21 protein-coding genes and 1 riboswitch are annotated in these 24775 nt (G+C 68.1%); of the genes, 18 read left to right on the top strand and 3 right to left on the bottom strand.

All coding sequences use genetic code 11. The annotated features are described in order from the left end of the window. Positions 1-13: 13 nt before the first annotated feature. Positions 14-1639 carry a peptide chain release factor 3 gene (locus AC3WW4_RS01580; RefSeq protein ID WP_488826640.1) on the bottom strand — a complete coding sequence of 542 codons (1626 nt, stop codon included), beginning with the start codon at positions 1637-1639 and terminating at the stop codon, positions 14-16. 52 nt (positions 1640-1691) lie between these two features. After that, positions 1692-5039 carry a PAS domain S-box protein gene (locus AC3WW4_RS01585; protein WP_488826641.1) on the bottom strand — a complete coding sequence of 1116 codons (3348 nt, stop codon included), beginning with the start codon at positions 5037-5039 and terminating at the stop codon, positions 1692-1694. Positions 5040-5216: 177 nt separating this feature from the next. Continuing rightward, positions 5217-5294, top strand: a riboswitch (S-adenosyl-L-homocysteine riboswitch). Between the two features lie 88 nt (positions 5295-5382). Between AC3WW4_RS01585 and ahcY the strand changes: the two genes are divergently transcribed. The 6 genes from ahcY to ilvA all read left to right on the top strand — a co-directional run bounded on the left by ahcY (position 5383) and on the right by ilvA (position 12189). Beyond that, complete coding sequence (ahcY, locus tag AC3WW4_RS01590) at positions 5383-6831, top strand: adenosylhomocysteinase (RefSeq protein ID WP_488826642.1); 1449 nt, start codon at positions 5383-5385, stop codon at positions 6829-6831. 113 nt (positions 6832-6944) lie between these two features. Beyond that, on the top strand, positions 6945-7709 hold the full coding sequence (locus tag AC3WW4_RS01595; protein WP_488826643.1) for a TlyA family RNA methyltransferase: 765 nt from the start codon (positions 6945-6947) through the stop codon (positions 7707-7709). Positions 7710-7763: 54 nt separating this feature from the next. Then, positions 7764-8618, top strand: a complete 855-nt coding sequence (gene metF, locus AC3WW4_RS01600) for a methylenetetrahydrofolate reductase [NAD(P)H] (RefSeq protein WP_488826644.1) — start codon at positions 7764-7766, stop codon at positions 8616-8618. Positions 8619-8861: 243 nt separating this feature from the next. Further along, positions 8862-9476 (top strand): OmpW/AlkL family protein, encoded by a 615-nt coding sequence (locus AC3WW4_RS01605; RefSeq protein WP_488826645.1) that lies wholly within the window; start codon positions 8862-8864, stop codon positions 9474-9476. Positions 9477-9719: 243 nt separating this feature from the next. Then, the gene (locus tag AC3WW4_RS01610; protein ID WP_488826646.1) at positions 9720-10400 is read left to right on the top strand and encodes a PEP-CTERM sorting domain-containing protein; all 681 of its coding nucleotides are present in this window, start codon (positions 9720-9722) and stop codon (positions 10398-10400) included. 175 nt (positions 10401-10575) lie between these two features. Beyond that, a complete protein-coding gene (ilvA, locus tag AC3WW4_RS01615) occupies positions 10576-12189 on the top strand; it encodes a threonine ammonia-lyase, biosynthetic (protein WP_488826647.1) in 1614 nt (537 codons plus the stop codon). Between the two features lie 16 nt (positions 12190-12205). On the opposite strand, the gene AC3WW4_RS01620 is transcribed toward ilvA, so the two are convergent. Further along, on the bottom strand, positions 12206-12781 hold the full coding sequence (locus AC3WW4_RS01620; protein WP_488826648.1) for a type II secretion system protein N: 576 nt from the start codon (positions 12779-12781) through the stop codon (positions 12206-12208). A 169-nt stretch (positions 12782-12950) separates the two neighbouring features. Between AC3WW4_RS01620 and gspG the strand changes: the two genes are divergently transcribed. The 12 genes from gspG (at position 12951) to AC3WW4_RS01680 (ending at position 24766) form a co-directional block, all read left to right on the top strand. Beyond that, on the top strand, positions 12951-13409 hold the full coding sequence (gene gspG / locus AC3WW4_RS01625) for a type II secretion system major pseudopilin GspG (protein ID WP_488826649.1): 459 nt from the start codon (positions 12951-12953) through the stop codon (positions 13407-13409). After that, a complete protein-coding gene (locus tag AC3WW4_RS01630; RefSeq protein WP_488829675.1) occupies positions 13384-13899 on the top strand; it encodes a pilus assembly FimT family protein in 516 nt (171 codons plus the stop codon). The genes gspG and AC3WW4_RS01630 overlap by 26 nt, the downstream gene beginning before the upstream one ends. After that, entirely contained in the window at positions 13883-14278 is a 396-nt protein-coding gene (gene gspI, locus AC3WW4_RS01635; RefSeq protein ID WP_488826650.1) for a type II secretion system minor pseudopilin GspI, read from the top strand. The genes AC3WW4_RS01630 and gspI overlap by 17 nt, the downstream gene beginning before the upstream one ends. Then, a complete protein-coding gene (locus AC3WW4_RS01640; RefSeq protein ID WP_488826651.1) occupies positions 14275-14955 on the top strand; it encodes a PulJ/GspJ family protein in 681 nt (226 codons plus the stop codon). The genes gspI and AC3WW4_RS01640 overlap by 4 nt, the downstream gene beginning before the upstream one ends. 10 nt (positions 14956-14965) lie before the next feature. Then, positions 14966-15991: a type II secretion system minor pseudopilin GspK gene (gene gspK, locus AC3WW4_RS01645; RefSeq protein WP_488826652.1), complete on the top strand. Its 1026-nt coding sequence runs from the start codon at positions 14966-14968 to the stop codon at positions 15989-15991. Between the two features lie 124 nt (positions 15992-16115). After that, positions 16116-17372 carry a type II secretion system protein GspL gene (gspL, locus tag AC3WW4_RS01650; protein ID WP_488826653.1) on the top strand — a complete coding sequence of 419 codons (1257 nt, stop codon included), beginning with the start codon at positions 16116-16118 and terminating at the stop codon, positions 17370-17372. Between the two features lie 21 nt (positions 17373-17393). Beyond that, positions 17394-17906, top strand: a complete 513-nt coding sequence (locus AC3WW4_RS01655; protein WP_488826654.1) for a type II secretion system protein M — start codon at positions 17394-17396, stop codon at positions 17904-17906. After that, the gene (gene gspN / locus AC3WW4_RS01660; protein WP_488826655.1) at positions 17903-18862 is read left to right on the top strand and encodes a type II secretion system protein N; all 960 of its coding nucleotides are present in this window, start codon (positions 17903-17905) and stop codon (positions 18860-18862) included. Before AC3WW4_RS01655 ends, gspN begins: the two co-directional genes overlap by 4 nt. 3 nt (positions 18863-18865) lie before the next feature. Further along, complete coding sequence (gene gspD, locus AC3WW4_RS01665) at positions 18866-21133, top strand: type II secretion system secretin GspD (protein ID WP_488826656.1); 2268 nt, start codon at positions 18866-18868, stop codon at positions 21131-21133. A gap of 19 nt (positions 21134-21152) precedes the next feature. Further along, complete coding sequence (gene gspE, locus AC3WW4_RS01670) at positions 21153-22577, top strand: type II secretion system ATPase GspE (RefSeq protein WP_488826657.1); 1425 nt, start codon at positions 21153-21155, stop codon at positions 22575-22577. 35 nt (positions 22578-22612) lie between these two features. Next, positions 22613-23833, top strand: a complete 1221-nt coding sequence (gspF, locus tag AC3WW4_RS01675; protein WP_488826658.1) for a type II secretion system inner membrane protein GspF — start codon at positions 22613-22615, stop codon at positions 23831-23833. A gap of 3 nt (positions 23834-23836) precedes the next feature. After that, a complete protein-coding gene (locus AC3WW4_RS01680) occupies positions 23837-24766 on the top strand; it encodes a 5'-nucleotidase (RefSeq protein ID WP_488826659.1) in 930 nt (309 codons plus the stop codon). Positions 24767-24775 lie beyond the last annotated feature (9 nt).

Here is a 24775-nt window from a genome sequence, read left to right on the forward strand (position 1 = left end):
CCCACCTTCCGGCTCATTGGTTCGACAGGCTCAGGCCCGCGTGCTCGCGCAGCGGGTGGAAGTGCACCTGCGGGTGGCGCTCGGCCGTCAGGCGCAGGTCGTAGGCCGAGGTCATCATGTAGGCCAGGGTGTCGGCCGCGTCCAGCGCCAGCTTGCTGGCGTTCTCGTCGGTGAACTTCTTCAGGGCCGCCGGGGTGTCGGCCGTGATCCAGCGTGCGCCCACGAAGCGGCAAGGCATCAGGCGGATGTCGACGCTGTACTCGGCCTTCAGGCGGTGCTGCACCACTTCAAACTGCAGCTGACCGACGGCGCCCAGCAGCATCGAGCCACCGACTTCGGGGCGGAACACCTGGATGGCGCCTTCTTCCCCCAGTTGCACCAGGCCCGCCTGCAGCTGCTTCGATTTCATCGGGTTGGCCAGCTCGACCGTCTGGAACAGTTCGGGCGCGAAGAAGGGCAGGCCGGTGTATTGCAGGGAGATGCCATCGGTGATGGTGTCACCCAGTTGCACGCCGCCGTGCGTGGTGAAGCCGATGATGTCGCCGGCAAAGGCCTCGTCCACCGCCTCGCGGCGCTGTGACAGGAAGGTCACCACCGAGGTGGGGCGCAGTTCCTTGCCCGAGCGCTGCACCTTGAGCTTCATGCCCGGCGTGTACTTGCCCGAGCACACGCGCACAAACGCAATGCGGTCGCGGTGGCTGGGGTCCATGTTGGCCTGCACCTTGAAGACCACGCCGGAGAAGTTCTCCATGTCCGGGGTGATTTCCTTGTGCGAGCCGTCTTTCTCGGTGCTGAAACGCGGACGCGGCGAAGGCGCCAGGTCCACCAGCGCGTCGAGCACCTCCTGCACGCCGAAGTTGTTCACGGCCGAGCCGAAGAACACCGGGGTCTGCTTGGCGGCCAGGAACAGCCCCAGGTCAAAGGCCGGGGCGGCCTCGGCCATCAGCTCCATGTTCTGTTCGGCCAGCTCCCACTCATGGCCAAAGCGGGCATGCAGCTTGTCGCGCTCGCTCAGCGGCACGACCTCGTCGGCTTCGCCACGTTTGTCGGCACCGGCGTCGAACAGTCGCATCGACTGCGTGCGCAGGTTGACGATGCCGCCGAACTGCTTGCCCTGGCCCACCGGCCATGTCATCGGCACGCAGGGCATGCCCAGCTCCTGCTCGACCTCATCGAGCAATTCGAGCGGGTCGCGGCCTTCGCGGTCCATCTTGTTCACAAAGGTGATGATGGGCGTGTCGCGCTGGCGGCAGACCTCGATCAGGCGCTTGGTCTGCGCTTCCACGCCGTTGGCCGCGTCGATCACCATCAGCGCCGAGTCCACGGCGGTCAGCACGCGGTAGGTGTCTTCCGAGAAGTCCTTGTGGCCGGGCGTGTCGAGCAGGTTCACCACGTGCTCGCGGTAGAGCATTTGCATCACGCTGGATGCCACCGAGATGCCGCGCTGCTTTTCGATCTCCATCCAGTCGGACGTGGCATGGCGCGAGGCCTTGCGACCCTTGACGGCACCGGCAATGTGGATGGCGCCCGAGAACAGCAGCAGCTTCTCCGTCAGCGTGGTTTTACCCGCGTCAGGGTGGGAAATGATCGCAAAAGTGCGACGGCGGCTGGTTTCAGGGGCAAAAACTGAGGTGGTCACGGCAGGCAGACTCCGGCGAAGCCCGACATGCTAGCCGATTCGCCCCCGCAGGTCACCCTCGCTCGACGAGGCCGAGCAGCTGGCCCAGCGGTTCCGGGCGGTGGATCAGGTAGCCCTGGGCGTAGTCCACCCCCAGCTCCAGCAGCTCCTGCAAGATGGGCTCGTTCTCGACGAACTCGCCCACGGTCTTGAGGCCCATCACCCGGGCGACGTCGCAGAAGCAGCGCACGGCGGCGCGGTCGAGCGGGTCGTGCACCACGTCCTTGATGAACTGGCCGTCGATTTTCAGGTAGTCCACCTGCAGGGCCTTGAGGTAGCCAAACGACGAGGAGCCCGCCCCAAAGTCGTCGAGCGCCAGGCGCATGCCCAGGCGGCGCATGTCCTGCACGAAGCTGCCGGCCTCGGCCAGCTTGGTGATGGCCGCGGTTTCGGTGATCTCGAAGCACAGCTTGCTGAGGTCGACCGGCTGGCTGTCGATGAGCTCAAGCAGGTAGCGCTGGAAGGCGGGGTCGGCCATCGACTGGCCCGAGAGGTTGACCGCCAGGGTGTGCACCGCGTCGAGCGCCGGGTGGCGCGAGGCCAGCAAGGCGAACACCTGGCGCACCACCCAGCGGTCGATGCGCGAGGCCACTTGGAAGCGTTCGGCGGCGGGCAGGAAGGCGCCCGGCGGGATGATGGCGCCGTCCTGGTCCTGCAGGCGGATCAGCACCTCGCAGCGCAGGCCTTCGCCATTGGGGCGAATCGGGGCGATGCGCTGGGCGTACAACAGGAAGCGGTCTTCGTCCAGGGCCTGCTCCAGGCGCGTGGCCCATTGCATCTCGCCCTTGCGGGTCTGCATGGTCTGGTCGGTGTCAAACCAGACGTGCACGCGGTTGCGACCGGCCTCCTTGGCCGCGTAGCACGAGGTGTCAGCAGCCTGCATGATGGCGTCGCCGTGGCTCCAGCGCTTGTCCAGGGGCACCAGGCCGATGCTGGTGCCGATGCGAAAGCGCCGGCCTTCGTGCACGAAGCGGAACTCCTCCATTTGATCGCAGATTTTCTGCGCCACGCGCTCGGCCTGTGCGACGTCGCAGTGCTCCAGGATCACGCCGAACTCGTCGCCGCCCAGGCGCGCCAACGTGTCGCGCGAGCGCACACAGCTGTTGAGCAGCTCGGTGACCTGGCGCAGCAGCTGGTCGCCCACCGCGTGGCCGCAGGCGTCGTTGACGAGTTTGAACTGGTCGAGGTCGATGTACATCAGCGCGTGTTCGCTGTCGCGCTGCAGGCTGTCGCTGAGGGCGCGTTGCAGCCGGGCCTCGAACTCGCTGCGGTTGGCCAGGCCGGTGAGCTCGTCGTGCGTGGCCCGAAAGCTCATCTCGTGGCCCATGCGGCGCTGCTCGGTCACGTCGTGAAACACCAGCACCACGCCCAGCACCTGGCCTTGGGCGTCGCGGATGGGCGCGGCCGAGTTTTCGATGCCGTAGGTGCGGCCGTCGCGCGCCGTCAGCTGGGTCAGCTTGAGCCGGTCGTCGTCCGGCTCGTCGATCAGGCAACGGCTGACGGGGCACATCTCCGGCTCACCTGTGGCCTCGTCCACAATGTGGAAGACTTCGCTCAGGGGCTGACCTGCGGCCTCGGCATTGCCCCAGCCGGTCATGCGCTCGGCCACCGGGTTGAGCCACTGCACCCGGCCGCGCGCGTCGGTGGTGATGACGGCGTCGCCGATCGAGTGCAGCGTCACGCGCAGCAGCTCGTGCTTCTCGGCCAGCTCGCGCTCCATGCGTTTGCGCTCGGTGATGTCGTAATTGGTGCCCAGCATGCGCAGCGGGCGCCCGTCCGGGTCGTAGAACACCGTGGCGCTGGCGTTGACATCGTGGATGCGGCCATCGCGGTGAACAATCCGAAAGTCGAAGTTCATGGGCCGCCCGGTGGCGACGGCGCGTTCCATCTCCTGCACACACATCGCCAGGTCGTCGGGGTGCACGCTGCGGCGCCAGTCCTCGGCGCGTCCCTGGAACTGCTCGCGGCGCACGTCGAAGATCTGGAACATCATCTCGCTCCAGGTCAGGCGCTGGTCGACCAGGTTCAGCTCCCAGATGCCGATGCCGTTGGCCTGGGTGGCCAGGGCCAGGCGCTCCTGGTTGGTGCGCAGCGCCGCCTCCACGGCGTGCTTTTCGGTGATGTCTTCGAGGATGGCCAGCGAGCGCAGCGGGCGCCCTTGCTCGTCACGCTCCATGGTGGCCGACAGCAGCACGTCGATCAGGGTGCCGTCCTTGCGCACCATCTGGTATTCGATGTGGTCGCAGCGCCCGTCGCGCAGGTAGCGGGGCAGGACGACGTTGCGGGCGTACTCGTGCGACTCGGGGGTGAGGAAGTCGGCCGAGTTGCGCCCGATCACCTCGGTGCGCGTGTAGCCCATCTTGGCCAGCCAGGCGTCGCTGACCATGAGCAGGCGGCCTTGGACATCGATCGAGTGCAGCATGGCCGGCGTCGACTCGTAGAGCGAGCGCAAGCGGGTCTGGCTGTCCTTGAGCGAGCGCTCGGTCAGCTTGCGCTCGGTGATGTCGCGCCCGACCGAGTGCACGGCCCACACCCGGCCGTTTACGTCAGGCAGGGGGTGGTGGGTCCAGCTGGTCCAGCGCACCTGGCCGTCGGGCGTCAGCTGGCGCACCTCGCTGCCCATCACCAGGCGGTGGGCGCACACGGCGGCCACCTGAGAGGCGACGGCCTCGCGGTCGGCGGCCGGCAGGTGCTCGTACAGACTGGTGCCGATCAGGGCCTCGGCCGGTCGGCCCACGTGGGCCGCGTAGGCGGGGTTGACGAAAGTGAGGCGGCCTTGCGGGCTGGCCAGGCTGACCTGATCGGTTTGGCTTTCGACGATGGCGCGGTAGCAGTCGAGCTCGCTCGGGGCGGTGCCCAGGGCCCCCAGGTCATCGGCGGGGCGGTGGGCCAGTGACAGGCCCAAGGTCTGGGCCAGGGCGCTGAACTGTGCCAGGGTGGCGGCGCCCAGCTCACGGGGCCGGGTGTCCATCACGCACAGGGTGCCCAGGGGGTGTCCGTCGGGGCCGCGCAAGGCCAGCGCGGCGTAAAAGCGGATGCCGGCCGGGCCGCTCGCCAGCCAGTCGTCCTGCCAGCGCGGAGTCGCGGCCACGTCGGGCACCACGAGCAGGCCGCTCTGGTTCAGGGTCTCGATGGTCCAGGCCAGATGGGGCAGGGGCGCACCGGGCTCACCCAGGCCGACCTGGGCGAGCAGGTGCTGGCGCTGGGGGGTGACCAGGCTGATGAGGGCGATCGGGGTGTCGCACAGGGTGCAGGCCAGGGCCGCCAGGGCGGTGAGCCCCGCGTCGGGCACGACGGCCCCCGCTCCCGGAGCCGGTGGCGCGGGGGCATCGTCATGGGGCCGGTGCGCAGGCATTGTCATGGCGTGTCATGTTAGCCCTGTCGTCGAATGCCACCGTCGGTGTCTGCCCGCATGCCGCGGGTGTTTCGTGTCCAAATGTGCCGCCGGGGGCTTCAAACGGGGTCAAAGCCCCTGCAACCGGCCCGTTTTCCACCAAAAAGCCCCACGGCGGGGGGCGCTCGTTCTATACTGGCGCCCGCTTTCGAGGAGCGTTGCAAGGTCCGCCACGGATCCCAGGCTCGAAAGACTTGACTTCTGCAACGGCGCTCACCCGCATGTGTCCCGCTGGGTGAGTGGTATCTCTCTGTGTCTTTTTGACCCCCGGTAGCGCACGGCGGCTTCTGAACGTTGAGGAGCTTTGTCCATGTCCGCTGTTAACACCAAACTGATCACTGAGCACAAGGGCGTGCCTTGCGCCATCGCCGACCTGTCGCTGGCCGCCTGGGGCCGCAAGGAACTCAAGATCGCCGAGAGCGAAATGCCCGCGCTGATGGCCATCCGCGAGGAATACGCCCCCAAGCAGATCCTCAAGGGCGCGCGCATCACCGGCTCGCTGCACATGACCATCCAGACCGGCGTGCTGGTCGAGACCCTGCAAGCCCTGGGCGCCGACGTGCGCTGGGCTTCGTGCAACATCTACTCGACCCAGGACCACGCCGCGGCCGCCCTGGTCGAAGCCGGCACCTCGGTGTACGCCTACAAGGGTGAGTCGCTGGAAGACTACTGGGACTACACCCACCGCATCTTCGACTTCGGGCCCAAGGGTTCGGCCGGCGAAGGCCCCAACATGATCCTGGACGACGGCGGGGACGCCACGCTGCTGATGCACCTGGGCAAGAAGGCCGAGACCGACCTGTCGGTGCTGGCCAACCCCGGCAGCGAAGAAGAGCGCATCCTGTTTGCCGCCATCAAGGCCAAGCTGCTTGAGGACAGCACCTGGTACTCGCGCAAGTCGGCCCAGATCATCGGCGTGACCGAAGAGACCACGACCGGCGTGCACCGCCTGAATGAAATGTCCGCCAAGGGCACCCTGATGTTCCGCGCCATCAACGTGAACGACTCGGTGACCAAGTCCAAGTTCGACAACCTGTACGGCTGCCGCGAGTCGCTGGTGGACGGCATCAAGCGCGCCACCGACGTGATGATCGCCGGCAAGGTCGCCGTGGTTGCCGGTTACGGTGACGTGGGCAAGGGCTCGGCCCAGGCCCTGCGCGCCCTGAGCGCCCAGGTGTGGGTTACCGAGATCGACCCCATCAACGCCCTGCAGGCTGCGATGGAAGGCTACCGCGTGGTGACGATGGACTGGGCGGCCGACAAGGCCGACATCTTCGTGACCACCACCGGCAACCGCGACGTGATCACCTACGAGCACATGGCCGCGATGAAGAACAACGCCATCGTCTGCAACATCGGTCACTTCGACAACGAAATCCAGGTCGCCAAGCTGGAAGAGAAGTGCCAGTGGGAAGAGATCAAGCCCCAGGTCGACCACGTCATCTTCCCCGATGGCAAGCGCATCATCCTGCTGGCCAAGGGCCGTCTGGTGAACCTGGGCTGCGGCACCGGTCACCCCAGCTATGTGATGTCGTCGAGCTTCGCCAACCAGACCATCGCCCAGATCGAGCTGTTCGCCCACAGCGACGCCTACGACGTGGGCAAGGTCTATGTGCTGCCCAAGCACCTCGATGAAAAGGTGGCTCGCCTGCAGTTGACCACGCTCAACGCCCAGCTCACCGAGCTGACCGAGGAGCAGGCCGCCTACATTGGCGTGCCCAAGCAGGGCCCTTACAAGCCCGACACGTACCGTTACTGACCACCCCCTACGGCCTTCGGCCGCCCCCTCAAGGGGGCAACCGCCAGCGGCCCGGCAGAGCCGGTTCCGCGGCGGTTGCTGGATCTGGCTTCGGCCACCTCACTGGAAATACCATGCCACGCGCAGACCAACTCATCGTTCAACAAGGGCACGCGCCCACCCGCTCGACCGCCCATCGTTTGATCGATGCGCGGGCGGTGCAGTGGCTTGGCCCCAAGGGCTGGACCGTGCTGCGCAAGGCGGGGGAAGACCTGCCGGAAGAGGCTCAGTTTCGCGTCACCAATGACGAGGAGCTGCGCTGGGTCTCGCGCGCCGGGCTCAAGCTCGAAGGCGCCTTGCAGCAGATCGACCTTGATGTATCGGGGCTGACCTGTCTGGACGTGGGCCAGAGCACCGGTGGCTTCACCGACGTGCTGCTGTCCCAGGGCGCCACCCGCGTGGTGGGCGTGGAAGTGGGCCATGGCCAGATCCACGAGAAGCTCAAGACCGATGAGCGCGTGGTGGTGCTGGAGAACGTCAATGCCCGTGAGCTGGACGACAGCCCGCTGCGCGAGCACGCCCCGGCCGAAGGTTTCGATTTGATCGTGGCCGACCTGTCCTTCATCGCGCTGTCCAAGATCGTGCCCCACCTGGCACCCTGGCTCAAGCCGGGCGGGCAGGTGCTGATGCTGATCAAACCGCAGTTCGAAGTGGGCAAGGACCACGTGGGCAAGGGCGGGGTCGTCAAGGACCCGGCCCAGCACGCCCGCGCCCGTGACATGGTGCGCCGCGCCTGTACCGACCTGGGCTGGACCGTCCACAAGGGCTTTGCCAGCGCGATCGCCGGTGGCGACGGCAACCTCGAATTCTTCATCTGGGCGCAGTCGCCGCAGGCCTGATCATCTTCCTGATCGGCCCGGCGGGCCTGCGTGCCCACCTTGAAAGTCAGACACATGACGCAGTCATCCCCGAACTCCCTGCCGGTGAGCGTGGAGTTCTTCCCGCCCAAGACCCCGGAAGGCGTCGACAAGCTGGCCGCCGTGCGCCAGCAGCTGTACGCGATCCGGCCTGAGTACTGCTCCGTCACCTACGGGGCTGGCGGCAGCACGCAAGACGGCACCATCCAGACGGTGCGCGCCATCCTGAGCGAAGGCTGCGACGCGGCCCCGCACTTCTCTTGCATCGGCGCGAGCAAGGCCAGTGTGCGCGAGCAACTCGCCCAGTTCAAAGCCGAAGGGATCAAGCGCATCGTCGCGCTGCGCGGCGACCTGCCCAGCGGCTACGGCGGCTTTGGCGAGTTCCGCTATGCCAGCGACCTGGTGGCCTTCATCCGTGAGGAAACTGGCAGCCACTTCCAGATCGAGGTGGGCGCCTACCCCGAGATGCATCCCCAGGCCCGCAATCCGAAGGCCGACCTGCTGGCCTACGCCACCAAGGTCAAGGCCGGGGCCGATGTGGCCATCACCCAGTACTTCTTCAACAGCGACGCCTACTTCCGCTTCGTCGAAGAGGCCGAGGCACTGGGCGCGACCATCCCGGTCGTGCCGGGCATCATGCCCATCCTCAACAGCAGCCAGCTGCTGCGTTTCTCGGATGCCTGTGGTGCCGAGGTGCCGCGCTGGATCCGCACGCGACTGGAAGGCTTTGGCGACGACAAGGCCTCCATCCAGGCCTTCGGGCTGGACGTGGTCACCGACCTGTGCGAGCAGCTGCGTGCCGGTGGCGTGCCGGGCCTGCACTTCTACACGATGAACCAGTCGGCGCCGGTGCTGGCGCTGTGCGAGCGCCTGGGCTTGATCCCCGCCTGATCGGGGCGCCTTGGCCGCGCTGAGCCACGGCCGCAACAGCCGTGTCAACAGGGTGTGGCGCGCTGGCATCGGGTTTTCCTGATCTGGCGCAAACGCCCTGAGCTTCTCAGGGTTGTTCCCTGCTTTCGCTGAGCGGACTTGATGTGGCGCAAGTCTGGCGCGAGGGGCACTTGTTGCAATGTGTTCATGGCGGCACCGAAGGTCGGTGTCGCAACGGTTCCCTGTCATCCAAAGGACTGCATCATGAACAAGACCCTCCGCGCTGTTGCCATCGCCGCCCTGTCTGTGGCCGCTCTGACCCCTGCCATTGCGCAGGAAACCCCTTGGCAGGTGCGTGTGCGCGCGGTGAACATCGACCCGGCGAACAAGGACAGCACCGGCTTGGGTTTGAGTGTCAACGAGAAGCTCATTCCCGAACTGGACATCAGCTATTTCTTCACCCCGAACATCGCCGCCGAGCTGATCCTGACCTACCCGCAAAAGCACAACGTCAAGTCGAATGGCGCCGTGATCGGTAGCCTGCGTCACCTGCCGCCCACGCTGACGCTGCAGTACCACTTCATGCCCAACGACACGGCCATCCGTCCGTATGTGGGGGCTGGTATCAACTACACCAACTTCAGCAGCGTCCGCTTTGACAGCGCAGTGCAAACAGCATTGGAGCCAAACGTCAAGCGCGGCAGCTGGGGCTGGGCCCTGCAGGCCGGCATGGACATCCCGCTGAACAAGCAGTGGTCGATCAACGTCGATGTCAAGAAGGTGCAGATCCATGCTGACGTGACCTCCTTCGGTCAGAAGGCTGGCACCCTCAAGGTCGACCCCCTGCTGATCGGCGTGGGCCTCGGCTACCGCTTCTGAGGCGGCTCATGGCGTGAGCCTCGCGAGGCTCCGCGTCCCCACAGGGCTCCCACTCGGGAGCCCTTTTTGCTGGCGCACGACGATTTCGACGTCAAATGCTCCCAGGTGCGCAGCTGTGACCTCCCTCGCATGGGGGGTGTTTAAGGGTGAACGCTAAAGGACGTTAGAGGCCGTGCTTGCAAGATCGGGTCATCGGCGGTGAAGACCGCTTTGTCCACATCTCACCAACCTAGAGGTGACCGCATGCAAGCACGCTCTGCCTTTCTGAAGTCCACCGCCCTGGCCGCTTTGCTTGCGACCAGCCTCACGGCCGCGCAGGCCGCCGCTTTCACCGCACCGACCTCGGCCGTGCTGTCCCTCGAAGGGCTGACGGGCTTGCTGACCTCGGCCACCTTCACCAGCCTCGGTAACGCCACCTTCGACGCAGGCACCAGCACGCTGACCTCGGCCTTCACTTCGGTGAGCCTGAGCAACGCCTCGGCCACCGACCTGATCGGCGTGGCCAACGCCAGCGACGGCATCCGTCTGACCGCGGGGACCGACATCGTCGACATCACCGGCCTGAGCTACAGCAACGCCACCAAGTCGCTGAGCGCCGTCGTGACGATCAACGGCTCACAGGCTTACAGCGGCGCGTTCCTGAAGGCGACCACCGCCTCCGTTTCCGAAACCTTCAATGCCACCGCTGGCACTGGCTTGTTGAGCACGGGCGCCCTGAAGTTGACCACGGCCGGTGCCACGCCGCTGCTGGCGGCTTTCAATGCCTCCGGCTCGATCGGCCTGATCGGGCTGTTTGAGATCGGCACCCTGCAGGTGGACGTGCTGGCCCCCGCGGTGGCCGTGCCCGAGCCCTCCACCTACGCCCTGATGGGCCTGGGCCTGGTTGGCATCGGTTTCGCCGCGCGTCGCCGCCGCGCCGCCTGAGACGCATCAGTTCTCTGCGTGGGCCCAGCCAGACCTGTGGTTTGGTGAGGTTTTCGGGGGCGCCTTCTGTGGCGCCCCACTTTTTTGTGACCGCTGCCCACGCCAGCAAGCCGGAACCCGCAGGAGTAGACTGACGGATTGCATCCCGCATCTGCCTTTTTCCGGAGTCGTTTCCATGTCGACCGCGCGTACCGCCGCTTCGCCCACCCCTCGCCGCACCGCCTCTGCTCAGGCCAAGCCGGCGATCAAGGCCAAGGCCGGACCGCTGACGATTCAGGACTACCTGCAGAAGATCCTCACCAGCCGCGTGTACGACGTGGCCGTGGAGACCTCGCTGGACCTGGCGCGCAACCTCTCGACCCGCCTGGGTCACCAGGTCTATCTCAAGCGGGAAGACCAGCAGCCGGTGTTCAGCTTCAAGCTGCGCGGGGCCTACAACAAGATGGCCAAGCTCAGCCCGGCCGCACGCGACAAGGGCGTGATCTGCGCGTCGGCCGGCAACCACGCCCAAGGCGTGGCGCTGGGCGCGCGCCGCCTGGGTTGCCAGGCCACCATCGTCATGCCGTTCACGACCCCACAGGTCAAGATCGACGCCGTGCGGCGCTTCGGGGGCGACAACGTGCGCATCGTCTTGCACGGCGAGAGCTACTCCGATGCCGCCCAGCACGCCAAGGTGCTGGAAAAGTCCGAAGCCCTGACCTTCGTCCACCCCTTTGACGACCCCGAGGTGATCGCCGGGCAGGGTACCGTGGCCATGGAGATCCTGCGCCAGCATGCGGGCCCCATCGACGCGGTGTTCGTGGCCATCGGTGGCGGGGGGCTGATCAGCGGTGTGGCCGCCTACATCAAGGCCGTGCGCCCCGAGATCAAGGTCATCGGCGTGCAGATGAACGACTCGGACGCCATGGTGCGTTCGGTGCAGGCGGGCAAGCGCGTCACCTTGCACGATGTGGGCCTGTTCTCGGACGGCACGGCCGTCAAGCTGGTGGGCGAGGAGACCTTCCGCCTGGCCCGCGAGCTGGTCGATGACTACGTGATCGTCAACACCGACGCGGTGTGCGCGGCCATCAAGGACATCTACGAAGACACCCGCTCCATCGTCGAGCCCGCGGGCGCGATGGGCGTGGCCGCCCTCAAGCAGTACGCCGCCCAGCACGGTGGCGAGGGGCGCACCTACATCGCCATCAACTGCGGCGCCAACATGAACTTCGACCGCCTGCGCTTTGTCGCCGAGCGCTCCGAGGTGGGCGAAGAGCGCGAGGCGCTGATGGCCGTGACGATCCCCGAGGAGCGCGGTTCGTTCAAGCGATTCTGCGAGCTGATCGGCCCGCGCAGCGTCACCGAGTTCAACTACCGCATCTCGGATGAGAACGTGGCCCATGTGTTCGTCGGCCTGAGCACCAAGCTCAAGGGCGAGTCCGCGCAGATCGCGGCGCAGTTCGAGTCCCAGGGCTTTCGCACCGTGGACCTGTCGGGCGACGAGCTGGCCAAGACCCACATCCGCCACATGGTGGGTGGGCGCTCGGCGCTGGCCGAGGGCGAGCGGCTGTACAGCTTCATCTTCCCGGAACGTCCGGGTGCCCTGATGACCTTCCTGACCAGCTTGCCGCCGGGCTGGAACATCAGCCTGTTCCACTACCGCAACCAGGGCGCCGATTACGGCCGCATTCTGGTGGGCCTGCAGGTGCCCAAGGGTGAGGCCAAGGCCATCAAGCCTTTCCTGTCGGGCCTGGGCTACGTCTACGTGGACGAGACCAACAACCCGGTCTACCGCCTGTTTCTGCGCTGAGCCTGAGCCGACAGGCTCAGTCGTCGACTCGGCGCTCGCCCCGGTCAGCCCCTTCGGCTGTTTGGGCCTGGGGCCGCGGTGTGAGGCCGGGCCGGGCGGGTGCCGTGGCGGTGGTGCTCACGCCGGTGGGTGGCGGCAGGGTGCCGGTGGCCGGCGCCGGCAAGGTGGGCAGTGCCAAGGTCAGCGCGGTCGGGCCGTCGGCCGGGCCGATCTGGGCGCCACTGGCGTCCACGCGCTGCAGCACCATCACGCCATCGACCGTTTGCCCCACGCGCACCGCGCGCGGCGGCTGGCCGTCGATTGAGAGCAGCGCCACGCCTCCGTCACCCTGGCTTGCGCCGTCAGCAAACGCCCCTTGCAGCTGGATGCGCCCGGCCAGCGCCGATTGCGCGCCCGGATCGAGGGCCTGAGGCGAGGCGGCGGCCGGCCCGCTCAAGAGGCGCCGGAAATCGCCCTTGCTGCCGCCGTCCATCGACACGGCGGTGGCGTTGGACGGCACCGCGATGGGCTGGGCGAGCCAGCGCAGGCCCCAATAAGCCAGACTGGCCGCAACCGCGGCCCAAATGACGAGGGCGGACAGACGTGATGACATAGAGGACCATTATGATGGGTCTTCCCCATCCCCTGTGTGACGGGTCGGGCCTTCAAACCTGGGGTTGATCCCACCGTGTGCGGGGTCGGCTGCCGTGCATGCTCAAGGCATGCGGCACGGGTGTCGCACGGTGGGCGGGAACCTTTCTCGGACTGTTTCGGAATCTGACATGAAGATGTGTGCGCGTATCCCCCAGGGGGCCCGGACGCTGGCGCGAGGCGTGCAGCGCGGTTTCACCCTGATCGAGTTGATGGTGGTGCTGGTGATCATCGGTCTGCTGGCCGCCCTGATCGTGCCCAATGTGATGGATCGCGCCGACGACGCCCGCGTGACGGCCGCCCGTACCGACGTGAGCAACCTGATGCAGGCGCTCAAGCTCTACCGCCTCGACAACCAGCGCTATCCCACGGCCGAGCAAGGCCTGCAGGCGTTGGTGGCCAAGCCCACGGCTGGCCCCATTCCGCCCAACTGGAAGCCCTATCTGGAGAAGCTGCCCAACGACCCCTGGGGCGCGCAGTATCAGTACGTGAACCCGGGTGTCAAGGGCGCGGTCGATGTCTTCAGTTTCGGCGCCGATGGCCAAAGTGGCGGTGAAGGCCGGGATGCGGACGTCGGCTCCTGGCAGTAAGTCGCGCCTCGCCCGAGGCTTTACCTTGCTCGAACTCATGGTGGTGGTGGCCATGATCGGCGTGGCCTCGGCGGTGGTGTCCTTTGCGCTCCCCGATCCGTCCAGCACGCGGCTGGAGCGCGAGGCTGCCCGCTTGATCGCCTTGCTGGAGTCGGCCCGCACGCAGGCGCGCGCCGGGGCCATGACAGTGCTGTGGGTGCCGCAGGCCAAGGGACCTGAGGCCGACTTCCAGTTCCTGGGCCTGCCGCCGGCCTTGATGCCGCCGCTGCAGTGGCTCACGCCCGAGGTGCGGGCCGAGGTGGTGGACGGGCGCAGCATCGTGTTGGGCCCGGAGCCGGTGATCGGCGCGCAGAAGGTGGTGTTGCGCCTGGGCGAGCGCCAGCTGGTGGTGGGCACGCAGGGCCTGGGGCCGTTTCAGGTCCTGACCGGCGAGCCCACGCTCGACGACGTGCCGCTGCTGGAAGGGATGGCCCGTGCCACCACGCCGTGACCCACGCACGCCAGGCGCCCCGCAGGGGCGCGGCATGACCCTCATCGAGGTGCTGGTGGCCCTGGCCATCGTGGCCATCACGCTGTCGGCCGGCATCAAGGCCGCCGGGGGCCTGACGCTCAATGCCCAGCGCATGAGTGACCTGGTGCTGGCGCAGTGGTGCGCCGAAAACCAGCTCACGACCTTGAAGTTGGGCCAGACGTTCCCGGCCGTCGGCGACAGCGATTTCAGTTGTCAGCAACTGGGCCGCCAGTTGTCCGGCCGCCTGACGGTGCGCCCGACGCCCAACCCCAATTTCCGCCGCGTGGATGCGCAGGTGGCCGATGAGGCCCGCCAGCCCATCGTCAAGCTGTCCACCGTGTTGCCGCGCGTCCGATGATGTCCCCGCCTGTTCACCTGTCTGCGTCTGCCCTGGCCCACCGGTCGGCGCGGGGCTTCACCCTCATCGAGGTGCTGGTGTCGCTGCTGATCCTGTCGGTGCTGGCGGCCTCGGCTTGGAAGGGGCTCGATGCGATCAGCACGGCGCGTCAGGTGGCCGAGGACAATCTGCAGCAGACGCTGCGCCTGCAGGCCGTGATGACCCAGTTCGAGACCGATCTGGCTCAGGTGCTCGACACCCAGGTGGTGCAGGGCTTTCAGTTTGATGGTGCGGCCCTGCGCCTGACGCGACGTAGCCCGGCTGGCGTACAGGTGGTCGTGTGGTCGCTGCGCGAGGGCCGCTGGCAGCGCTGGGCCAGTGCCGAAACCACCCAGGTCGGCGCCTTGCAGCGCGCCTGGCAGCAGTCGCAGCAGCTGCTGGGGCGCGAGCGCGGCACCCTGGTGGCCTTGCGCGGGGTGGCGCAGTGGCAGGTCTTTTGTTTCCGCAACGGGGCCATGAGCAACTGCCAGTCCTCGGGCGACGTGGTGCGGGGCGCGGCGGGCGAGGGGGCCGCGAGCGGCCTGCGTGAACAGCTGCCGCAGGCCGTGCGCCTGCAACTGGTGCTGGGTGAAGGCAGCGGGTTTCAGGGCGCACTCAGCCGCGACCTGATGCTGGCACCCCAGCCCCAGCAGGATTGAGGGCCGGAGGATGCACATGCGCTCGGGCACGCTCCCACGCCATCGCCAGCAGGGTGCGGCCTTGCTGATGGCCATGGTCATCGTCACGCTGGTGGCCACCTTGTCGGCCACCATGGTCTGGCAGCAGTGGCGCGCCGTGCAGGTGGAGAGCGCCGAGCGGGTGCGCACGCAGGCCACCTGGGTGCTCAGTGGGGCGCTGGACTGGGCGATCTTGATCTTGCGCGAAGACCAGCGCAGCGGCGGCCCCGATCACCTGGGCGAGCCCTGGGCCATCCCGCTGGCCGAGGCGCGCCTGTCCACCTTCCTGGCCGCCGACACCGGCAACAACGCGGCCGATGAGGGCGGGGCGCCCGAGGCTTTCCTGTCGGGTCAGGTCGAAGATGCCACCGCCCGCTACAACCTGCGCAATGTGCTGTCGGCCGAGGGCGAGCTGGTGCCCGAGGAGGTGGCGGTGCTGCGGCGTTTGTGCCAGAACGCCGGCCTGTCGCCGGCGCTGGCCGAAGGCCTGGCCTCGGCGTGGCGGCGCGCCACCCTGGCCACCCTGGCCGACGACCCGACCCAGCTGGAGAAGCTGGGCGGCGAGGAAGCCCGCAGCCAGGCGCCGCTGCAGCCGCAGCGCATCGACGAGCTCACCTGGCTGGGCATGGATGCCGCCACCGTCGAGCGCCTGCGTCCGGTGCTGACCGTGCTGCCTTTGCGCACCCAGGTCAATGTGAACACGGCCTCGCGCGAGGTGCTCGCCGCGGTGGTGGACGGACTGGACCTGGGGCGGGCGGCCCGCCTGGTGCAGGTGCGCCAGCGCAGTCCGTTCAAGAACCTCGATGAGCTGGGCAATGTGCTGGGCGCGGGCAACTGGCGTTTTGAGCGCCTGGCCGTGGGCTCGGACTTTTTCGAGGTGCGCGGGCGGCTGCGCCTGGAAGACAACGTGATCGAGCAGCGTCACCTGGTGCAGCGCGTGGGCAATGAGGTCAAGGTGCGCAGTCAGTCACGCTTTTCCGGACTGGAGCAGCGCGCTGTGTCGGGAGGGCCCCCGTGATCAGGGTGTGGCCGCCTCGCCCGTGCAGGTATCAATCCTTAAGGGATGGGCCTGATCGCCCTCCTACAATCGCTGAACACCCGGCTGGGGTGTTGCAGGGAACCCCGAGATCTGAAGTCCAGGCATGAGCATCCTCATCATTCAACTGCCGGCGCGCCAGCGTCTGAGCGCGTCAGCGCCCGATGCGGCCCCCGCCACGCCAGGGCCTCAGTCCTACGCCTATGTGCTCAGTGCCGATGGTGAGACGCTGAGCCGTCAGGGCCGCGGCGAGCTGAGCCAGATGCCGGCGGCCGACAGCGTGGTGGCCGTGCTGGCCCCCACCGATGTGAGCTGGCACCGCCTGACCCTGCCCAAGGCGCCGCAGGCCCGTTTGCGTGCTGCGCTGGCGAGCCTGCTGGAAGATGCGTTGCTGGAGGAGCCGGAGCAGTTGCACCTGGCAGTGGCCCCGCAGGCCAAGGTCGGGCAACCGACCTGGGTGGCGGTGTGCGACCACACCTGGTTGACCTCGCAGCTGATGGCGCTGGAGAAGGCCCAGCTGCGCGTCGAGCGGGTGGTGCCTGGTGCGGCGCCCGATGAGCCGGCCACGGCCTTGTTCCACGAGGCCTTTGAAGCGGGGCAGGGCAGTGCCGAGTCCGGGCCCGAGGTGCTGATGACCTGGGCGAGTCCCGAGGGCGTGTCGACCTGGCCGTTGGGCGGCAGCCTGTCGCGTGGTCTCTTGCCCGATCCGCTGCCGCCGCAGGCGCGCTTTGTGGCGACGCCGCCGGTGGCCTCGCCGGCCGAGCGCTGGCTGGGGCGGGCCGTGACCGTGCAAACCGCGTCCGAGCACATGTTGATGGCCTCGCGCTCGCTGTGGAACCTGCTGCAGTTCGAGCTGGCGCCGCGCAGCAAAGGCGCCCATGCGCTGTCCGACCAGTGGCGGCGTTTCCTGTCGCCCACCTGGCGGCCCGTGCGGGTGGGGCTGGGTGCGCTGGTGGTGGTGCAGGTGCTGGGGCTCAATCTGTGGGCCTGGCACCAGCAGCACACGCTCAAGAGCCGTCAGGCGCAGCGCGTGCAGTTGCTGCAGCAGGCGCATCCGCAGGTGCGCGTGGTGCTCGATGCCCCCGTGCAGATGCAGCGCGAAACCGACACCCTGCGGGCCCAGGCTGGCGAGCCGGGCGCTCATGACCTGGAGTCGCTGATGGCCCTGGTGGCCACGGCCTGGCCACGCGAGACCCCCACGGCCGCGCTGCGCTATGACGGCCAGGCCCTGACCGTGGCCCCGCCGGCGGGCTGGGGCCCGGGGGAGATCGAGCAGTTCCGGATGCAACTGGGCGCGGCCGGCGTCCAGGTGGACACCGAGGCCGATGGCCACCTGACCGTACGCCGTGGTCCCCGCAGCTGAAGCACCTTGAAAGCCGTCTGAATGAGTTCTCTCTCCGAGCGTGTTCAATCCTTGCGTCAGGCCTGGCAGGTCCAGTGGGCTGGCATGTCGCCCAGCGAGCGCCTTCTGCTGACCGTGGCCGCCTGGTTGGCGGGCCTCACGTTGACCGTGATGGTGGGGGTGCGGCCGGCCTGGCGCACGCTGCAGACCGTCCCGACCCAGATGCAAGCGGTGGAGGCCGAGCTGGCGCTGATGCGCCAGCAGGCCGATGAGGCGCAGACCTTGCGCCAGCGCCCGCCGGTGCCCCCTGTCCAGGCGGAAGCCAGTCTGCAGTCAGCCACCGCTCGTCTGGGCGCCGGTGCGCGCCTGAGCCGCCAGGGCGACCGGGCGGTGCTGAGCTTCCAGGGCGTGTCAGGCGAGGCCCTGTCCGCGTGGCTGGAAGAGGTGCGGGTGGGCGCGCGAGCCCGGCCGCTGGAGGCGACCTGGCAGCAGAGTGCCGATGGCGGCTTTCAGGGCTCGGTCACCCTGGCCCTGGGTGCGGGAGGGGCACTGTGACGACATTCCAGACCACCGTGCAAAGCACTTTTCAGTTGTTGCGCCTGCGCTGGGCGCGGCGCCCGCGCTGGTTGCTGGGCCCTGAGGCCTACGTGACCCGCAGCTTCGAGTCCACGCTGGAGGTGCTGCGCTGGGAAAAGGTGCGCAAGGCCGGTCGACGCTGGGCCTGGGCCGGCGCCGTCGTGGGGGGCGTGGCCGGGCTGGTGGCGTTCGCGCCCGCCAGCTGGTTGTCCCACGGCGTGTCCCGCCTGACGGGCGAGCGCCTGTTGCTGGCCGATGCCCAGGGCACGATCTGGCAAGGCCAGGCCGTGGCCGTGCTGACGGGCGGACCGGGCAGCCGCGATGTGCGCGCGCTGCCAGGGCGTTTGAACTGGACCTTGCGCTGGCAGGACCGCGGTGTGCGCGTGGTGCTGCAGCATGACTGTTGCCTGCCCCAGCCCGTGGCGGTGCAGGTGCGACCCGGTTGGGGACGCGCTCGGGTTGATGTGGGCCTGGTGCCGGCGGACAACCCACGTGGCTGGCAGGCCTCGGGCACGCTGGGTCACTGGCCTGCCGCCTGGCTGAGCGGGCTGGGCACACCCTGGAACACCTTGCAGCTCGGCGGTGTGCTGCGCGTGTCCACCGACCAGCTCGCCGTTGAGTGGGTGGGCGGGCGCGTGCGCGTGAACGGTCAGGCCGATGTCTGGCTGGACAATGTGTCGTCGCGGCTGACGACCCTGGACCGTCTGGGCTCCTACCACCTCGGTCTGCGGGCCGACGAGCAGGGCCTGGTGCAGATGTCGCTGCGCACCGTCGACGGCGCCTTGCAGTTGTCGGGCCAGGGCACGGTCAGTGCCGGCGGCACGTTCTTCCGGGGTGAGGCGCAGGCCCATGAGGCCGAGCGCGGGGCGCTGGACAATTTGTTGAACATCATCGGCCGCCGCTCGGGCGACCGGTCTGTCATTTCGATCGGATAAGGCATGAAGACCCATCCCCTGCTGACTCGTCCCCGCGCCACGGCGCTGCTCATGGCCCTGGCCCTGGGTTGGGGACCGGGTGGCTTCCTGACGGTCGGCCAGGCGCTGGCAGCCCCGCAAGCCGGGGCCCGCGAGGGCACGGTGACGCTGAACTTCGTCAACGCCGAGATCGAAGGCGTGGCCCGTGCCATGGCCGCCATCCTCGACCGCCAGATCCTGGTCGATCCGCGCGTCAAGGGCACGATCACGCTCTACAGCGACCAGCCCATGAGCACCCGCTCGGCCTATCAGAACTTCCTGGCGGCCCTGCGTGGCCAGGGCTTCAGCGTGGTGGACGTGGCCGGCCTGCTCAAGATCGTGCCCGAGGCAGAGGCCAAGCTGCAGACCGGCACCGTCGATGTGGGCGCGGTGCGTCGCTCGGGCGACCAGGTGCTCACGCAGATCTTCCGCCTGCAAAACGAGAACGCCAACAACCTGGTGGCGGTGCTGCGCCCGCTGATCAGCCCCAACAACACGATCAACGCCAACCCCTCGAGCAACACCCTGGTCATCACCGACTACGCCGACAACCTGCGGCGCCTTGGCCAGATGATCGCGGCGCTGGACGTGCCCACGGCCTCTGACCTGGAAGCCATCCCGCTGCAGCACGCGGTCGCGGTCGATCTGGCCCCGGTGGTGCAGCGTCTGGCCGATGGCGGGGGGGCCGCCCCGGCGCCCGCTGCCGCCGCAGGCGGTGCCGCCACCCTGGTGATGGCCGATGCCCGCACCAACACCCTGATGGTACGGACGCCCTCGCCGGCGCGCATGACCCTGGTGCGCAACCTCGTGCAGCGCCTCGACCGTCCCGGCAACGCCGGGGTGGGCGGCAGCGGCATCCATGTGGTCTACCTCAAGAACGCCGATGCGGTGAAGCTGGCCCAGGTGCTGCGCGCGGCTTATCCTGGCGCAGGCGGCTCGGGCGGCAGCGGGGGTGGCAGCGGCAGTGCGGACACCGCCGCCGCCACCGGCACCCGCAATGCCGGCAACACGCTGGGCGCGGCCAACCTGGGCAACGCCAGTGCGGCGTCATCGCAGTCCACCGCGCCGGTGGCGGCTTCGGCCCAGCCCTCGACGGGCGGATTCATCCAGGCCGACCCCAGCACCAACTCCCTGATCATCACAGCCTCCGAGGCCCAGTACCGTCAGCTGCGCGCGGTCATCGATCAGCTCGACGGCCGCCGTGCCCAGATCTACATCGAGGCCATGATCGTCAAGGTCGATGCCGAGAAGGCCGCCAGCCTGGGCGTGCAATGGGCCGGTGGCGCCGGCAGCAAAACGGTGGTGGGCGCCGGGGCCAACTTCACCGGTTTCGGCAAGATCCCTGCTCTGACCGATGTGATCACCAGCGCGGCCGCCAACTCGGTGCCCGCGATCAACGGCTTCAACGTGGCCCTGGCGCAGCGCCTGAGCGATGGCACCATCAGCCTGGGGGCGCTGGCCACCTTCTTGCAGACCGAGGCGGGCGGCAACATCCTGTCCACGCCCAACCTGGTCACCCTCGACAACGAAGAGGCCAAGATCGTCGTGGGCGAGAACGTGCCCTTCGTGACCGGCAGCTACAGCAACACCGGCTCGAACAATGGCTCGGTCAACCCCTTCCAGACGGTGGAACGCAAGGACGTGGGCCTGACCCTGCGCGTGCGTCCGCAGGTGGGCGAGGGCGGTGCGGTGCGCCTGACCATCTTCCAGGAAGACGCCAGCGTCAAGAGCGCCACGGCCGCGGCCGCCAACGGCCCGACCACGTCCAAGAGTTCCATCGAGACCTCGGTGGTGGTGGACGATGGCGAGGTGCTGGTGCTGGGCGGGCTGATGAAGGACGAGTACACCGATGGGCAGTCCAAGGTGCCGCTGCTGGGCGACATCCCCTACCTGGGCAACCTGTTCAAGAGCCAGGAGCGCGGCCGCAAGAAGACCAACCTGATGGTGTTCCTGCGCCCGATCGTGATGCGCAACCAGGACGCGGCCAACGCCCTGACGCTGGACCGCTACGAGTACATGCGCCAGCGCCAGATGGAGAGCCAGCCCAAGGAAAGCACCTTGTTGCCGATCAACGCGGCACCGGTGCTCGATCCGCTCAAGCTCAGCACCCGCATGAGCCTGCCTTCGCCGCAGCAGCCGCTGGACGATCCGGACACCCCGGTCACGAACGTCGTGATGCCGGCGGGCACGGGCTACGCGCCCAAGCTGGCCCCGGTGCCGGCCACCCCCGCGGCCCCGCCTGCGGCACCTTGAGGCAGGGAGCACGCACACCATGGGCGCACGCCACCCCCTTCCTTACGCCTTTGCCAAGGCGCACAACCTGCTGCTGGAGCAAGACGGCGAGCGCGCCACGCTGTGGGCCAGCCTGAATGTCTCGCACGCAGCGCTCTCCGAGGTGATGCGCCTGTACGCCGTGCACCGCATCGAGCATGATCCGCCTGACACGCTGGCGCAGCGCATCGCGGCCGCCTACTCGGGCGGTGAGGGCAGTGCGGCGGCCGTGGTCGGTGAGGTCGAAAACGCGGTGGACCTGTCGCGCATGCTGCAGGAGCTGCCCGCCGTCGAAGACCTGCTCGAATCGAGCAACGACGCGCCCATCATCCGCATGCTCAATGCGCTGCTGACGCAGGCGACCAAGGACGGCGCGTCCGACATCCACATCGAGCCCTACGAGCGTTCCTCGGCCGTGCGCTTTCGGGTGGACGGCACGCTGCGCGAGGTGGTGCAGCCCAACAAGGCGCTGCACGCCGCGCTGATCTCGCGCCTGAAGATCATGGCCGAGCTCGACATCTCCGAAAAGCGCCTGCCGCAAGATGGCCGCATCAGCCTGCGCATCGGCGGCCGCGCGGTGGACGTGCGCGTCTCGACCCTGCCATCGGCCCATGGCGAGCGCGCCGTGCTGCGGATCCTGGACAAGGGTGACGCCAACAAGTTCACCCTCGAAGCACTGGGCATGAGTGGCGAGTCGCTCGACAAGTTCAAGCGCCTGCTGCGCCAGCCCCACGGCATCGTGCTGGTCACCGGCCCCACCGGCTCGGGCAAGACCACCACGCTGTACGCGGGCCTGAGCACCGTCGACGCGTCCACCACCAATGTGCTGACCGTGGAAGACCCGGTCGAGTACGAGCTGGCGGGCATCGGCCAGACCCAGGTCAATGCCAAGATCGAGCTGACCTTTGCCAAGGCCCTGCGCGCCATCTTGCGCCAGGACCCGGACGTCATCATGATCGGTGAAATCCGCGACTTCGAGACCGCGCAGATCGCCGTGCAGGCCTCGTTGACGGGTCACCTGGTGCTCGCCACGCTGCACACCAACGACGCGCCCAGCGCCGTCACCCGCCTCACCGACATGGGCATCGAGCCCTTCCTGCTGTCGTCGTCGCTGCTGGGCGTGCTCGGTCAGCGCCTGGTGCGCAAGCTGTGCGTGCACTGCAAGCGCCAGGACGAGCAAGGCCGCTGGCATCCGGTCGGCTGCAAGGAGTGCGGCATGAGCGGCTACAAGGGCCGCACCGGGGTGTACGAGCTGATGGTGGCCGACGATGAGATCCGCGGCTTGATCCACGCCCAGGCGGCCGAAGCGCAGCTCTTCGAGGTGGCGCAAAAGGCCGGCATGAAGACCATGCGCGACGACGGCGACCGGCTGGTGGCCGAGGGCGTGACCTCGCTCGAAGAGGTCTTGCGGGTCACCCGCGAGTGACGGCTTTCATGACGAACCTCGCTTAAAGGCGCCCGATGCCGGCTTTCAAGTTCGAAGCGCTCAATGCCGCAGGCAAGACCGTACAGGGTCTGGTCGAGGCCGACACGCCCAAGGCCGCACGCACCCAGCTGCGCGGCCAGCAACTGGTGCCCCTCAAGGTGGACCCGGTGGCGGCCGGCGAAGCGGAGTCGGCCGGTTCGGTCCAGCTGTTCGCGCGTCGCGTGTTCAACGCCACCGCGCTGGCGATCTGGACGCGTCAGCTCTCGGGCCTGGTCGTGGCCGGTTTGCCGCTGGAGCGCGCGCTCACCGCCCTGGCCGACGAGGCCGAAGACCCGCGCCAGCGCGAGCTGGTGGCCCATCTGCGCGCCGAGGTGAACGCCGGCTCGACCTTCGCGCGTGCGCTGTCGGGTTTCCCGCGCGAGTTCGACGAGGTCTACCGTGGCGTGGTGGCGGCCGGTGAGCAAAGCGGCCAGCTCGGCAATGTGCTGGAGAAGCTCGCCAACGACCTGGAAGAGCAGCAGGCCCTGACCTCCAAGCTCATCGGCGCCACGCTCTACCCGGCCATCGTTTCGGTGTTTGCCGTGGTCATCGTGGTGGCGCTGCTGGTGTTCGTGGTGCCACAGGTGGCGCAGGTGTTCTCCAGCAGCAAGCGGGCGCTGCCCATGCTCACCCAGTTCATGCTGGGCCTGAGCGCCTTCATGCGCCAATGGGGCTGGCTGCTGGCGCTGGCGCTGGTGGGCGGCGGCACGGCGCTGATGTTCGCGCGACGCCAAGACGATTTCCGGGTGCGCTTCGATGCCTTCTGGCTGGGCCTGCCCGTCATCGGGCGCCTGGCCAAGGGCTACAACGCCGCGCGCTTTGCCGGCACCCTGGCCATGCTGGCCGGCTCAGGCGTGCCCATCCTCAAAGCCTTGCAGGCCGCCGCCGAAACCCTGTCCAACCGCGCGATGCGTGCCGACGCCATGGACTGCCTGGATCAGGTGCGCGAAGGTGCGCCGTTGGCCTCGGCCCTGGCCGCCAAGAAACGCTTTCCCGGCTTGCTGGCCATGTTCGCCCGCCTGGGCGAGCAGACCGGCCAGCTGCCGGTGATGCTGCAGCGCGCCGCCAACCAGCTCAGCGCCGAGGTCACGCGCAAGGCGCTGGCCATTGCCACCATCCTGGAGCCCTTGCTGATCGTGGCGATGGGCCTGGTGGTCATGCTCATCGTCATGTCGGTGATGCTGCCCATCATGCAGATGAACACCTGGGTCAAGTAAAGCATGGCGGCCTCCCTGTCCGGCAAGCTCGTCGTGGCGATTTCCTCGCGCGCCCTGTTCGACTTCGAAGAAGAAAACCGCCTCTTCGAAGGCGCCGACGACCGCGCCTACATGGCCCAGCAACTGGCCAAGGTCGACGAGCCTGCGCGGCCCGGCGTGGCCTTCTCGCTGGTGCGCAAGCTGCTGGCCTTCAACACGCCCGACGAGGCGCGCGTCGAGGTCGTGATCCTGTCGCGCAACGACCCGGTCTCGGGCATGCGCGTGTTCCGCTCGGCGCGTCACTATGGGCTGCCCATCGAGCGCGGCGTGTTCACGCGCGGCGAAAGCCCCTGGCGCTACCTGCGCCCCTTACAGGCGCATCTGTTTTTGTCCGCCAACGAGGCCGATGTGCGCTCGGCCCTGGGCGCTGGCGTGCCGGCCGCGCGCGTGCTGCCCCATGCCGCGCGCGCCGGCGAGGCCCATCCGCACGAGGTGCGCATCGCGTTTGACGGCGACGCCGTGCTGTTCTCGGACGAGGCCGAGCAGGTCTTCCAGCGTGGCGGGCTGGACGCCTTCCAGGCCCACGAAGTGGCGCTGGCGCAGCAGCCCCTGCCCGACGGGCCGTTCAAGCCCTTGCTCCAGGCCCTGCACACCCTGCAGCAGCACGCGGCCAGCGGCGGTGCCAACGGCATGCGCATCCGCACGGCGCTGGTCACCGCCCGGGGTGCCCCGGCGCACGAGCGCGCCATCCGCACCCTGATGGACTGGGGCATCGACGTGCACGAAGCTCTGTTCCTGGGTGGCCTGCCCAAGGGCGAATTCCTGCGTGAGTTCGAACCCGACTTCTTCTTCGACGACCAGACCGGCCACGTCGACAACGCCGCCCCGCATGTGCCCTCGGGCCATGTGGCCGCCGGGGTGGCCAATGACGGCGGACGCCGTCCAGGTCAGTGAGCTCATCAT

Source organism: Aquabacterium sp. TM01, from assembly GCF_057808345.1.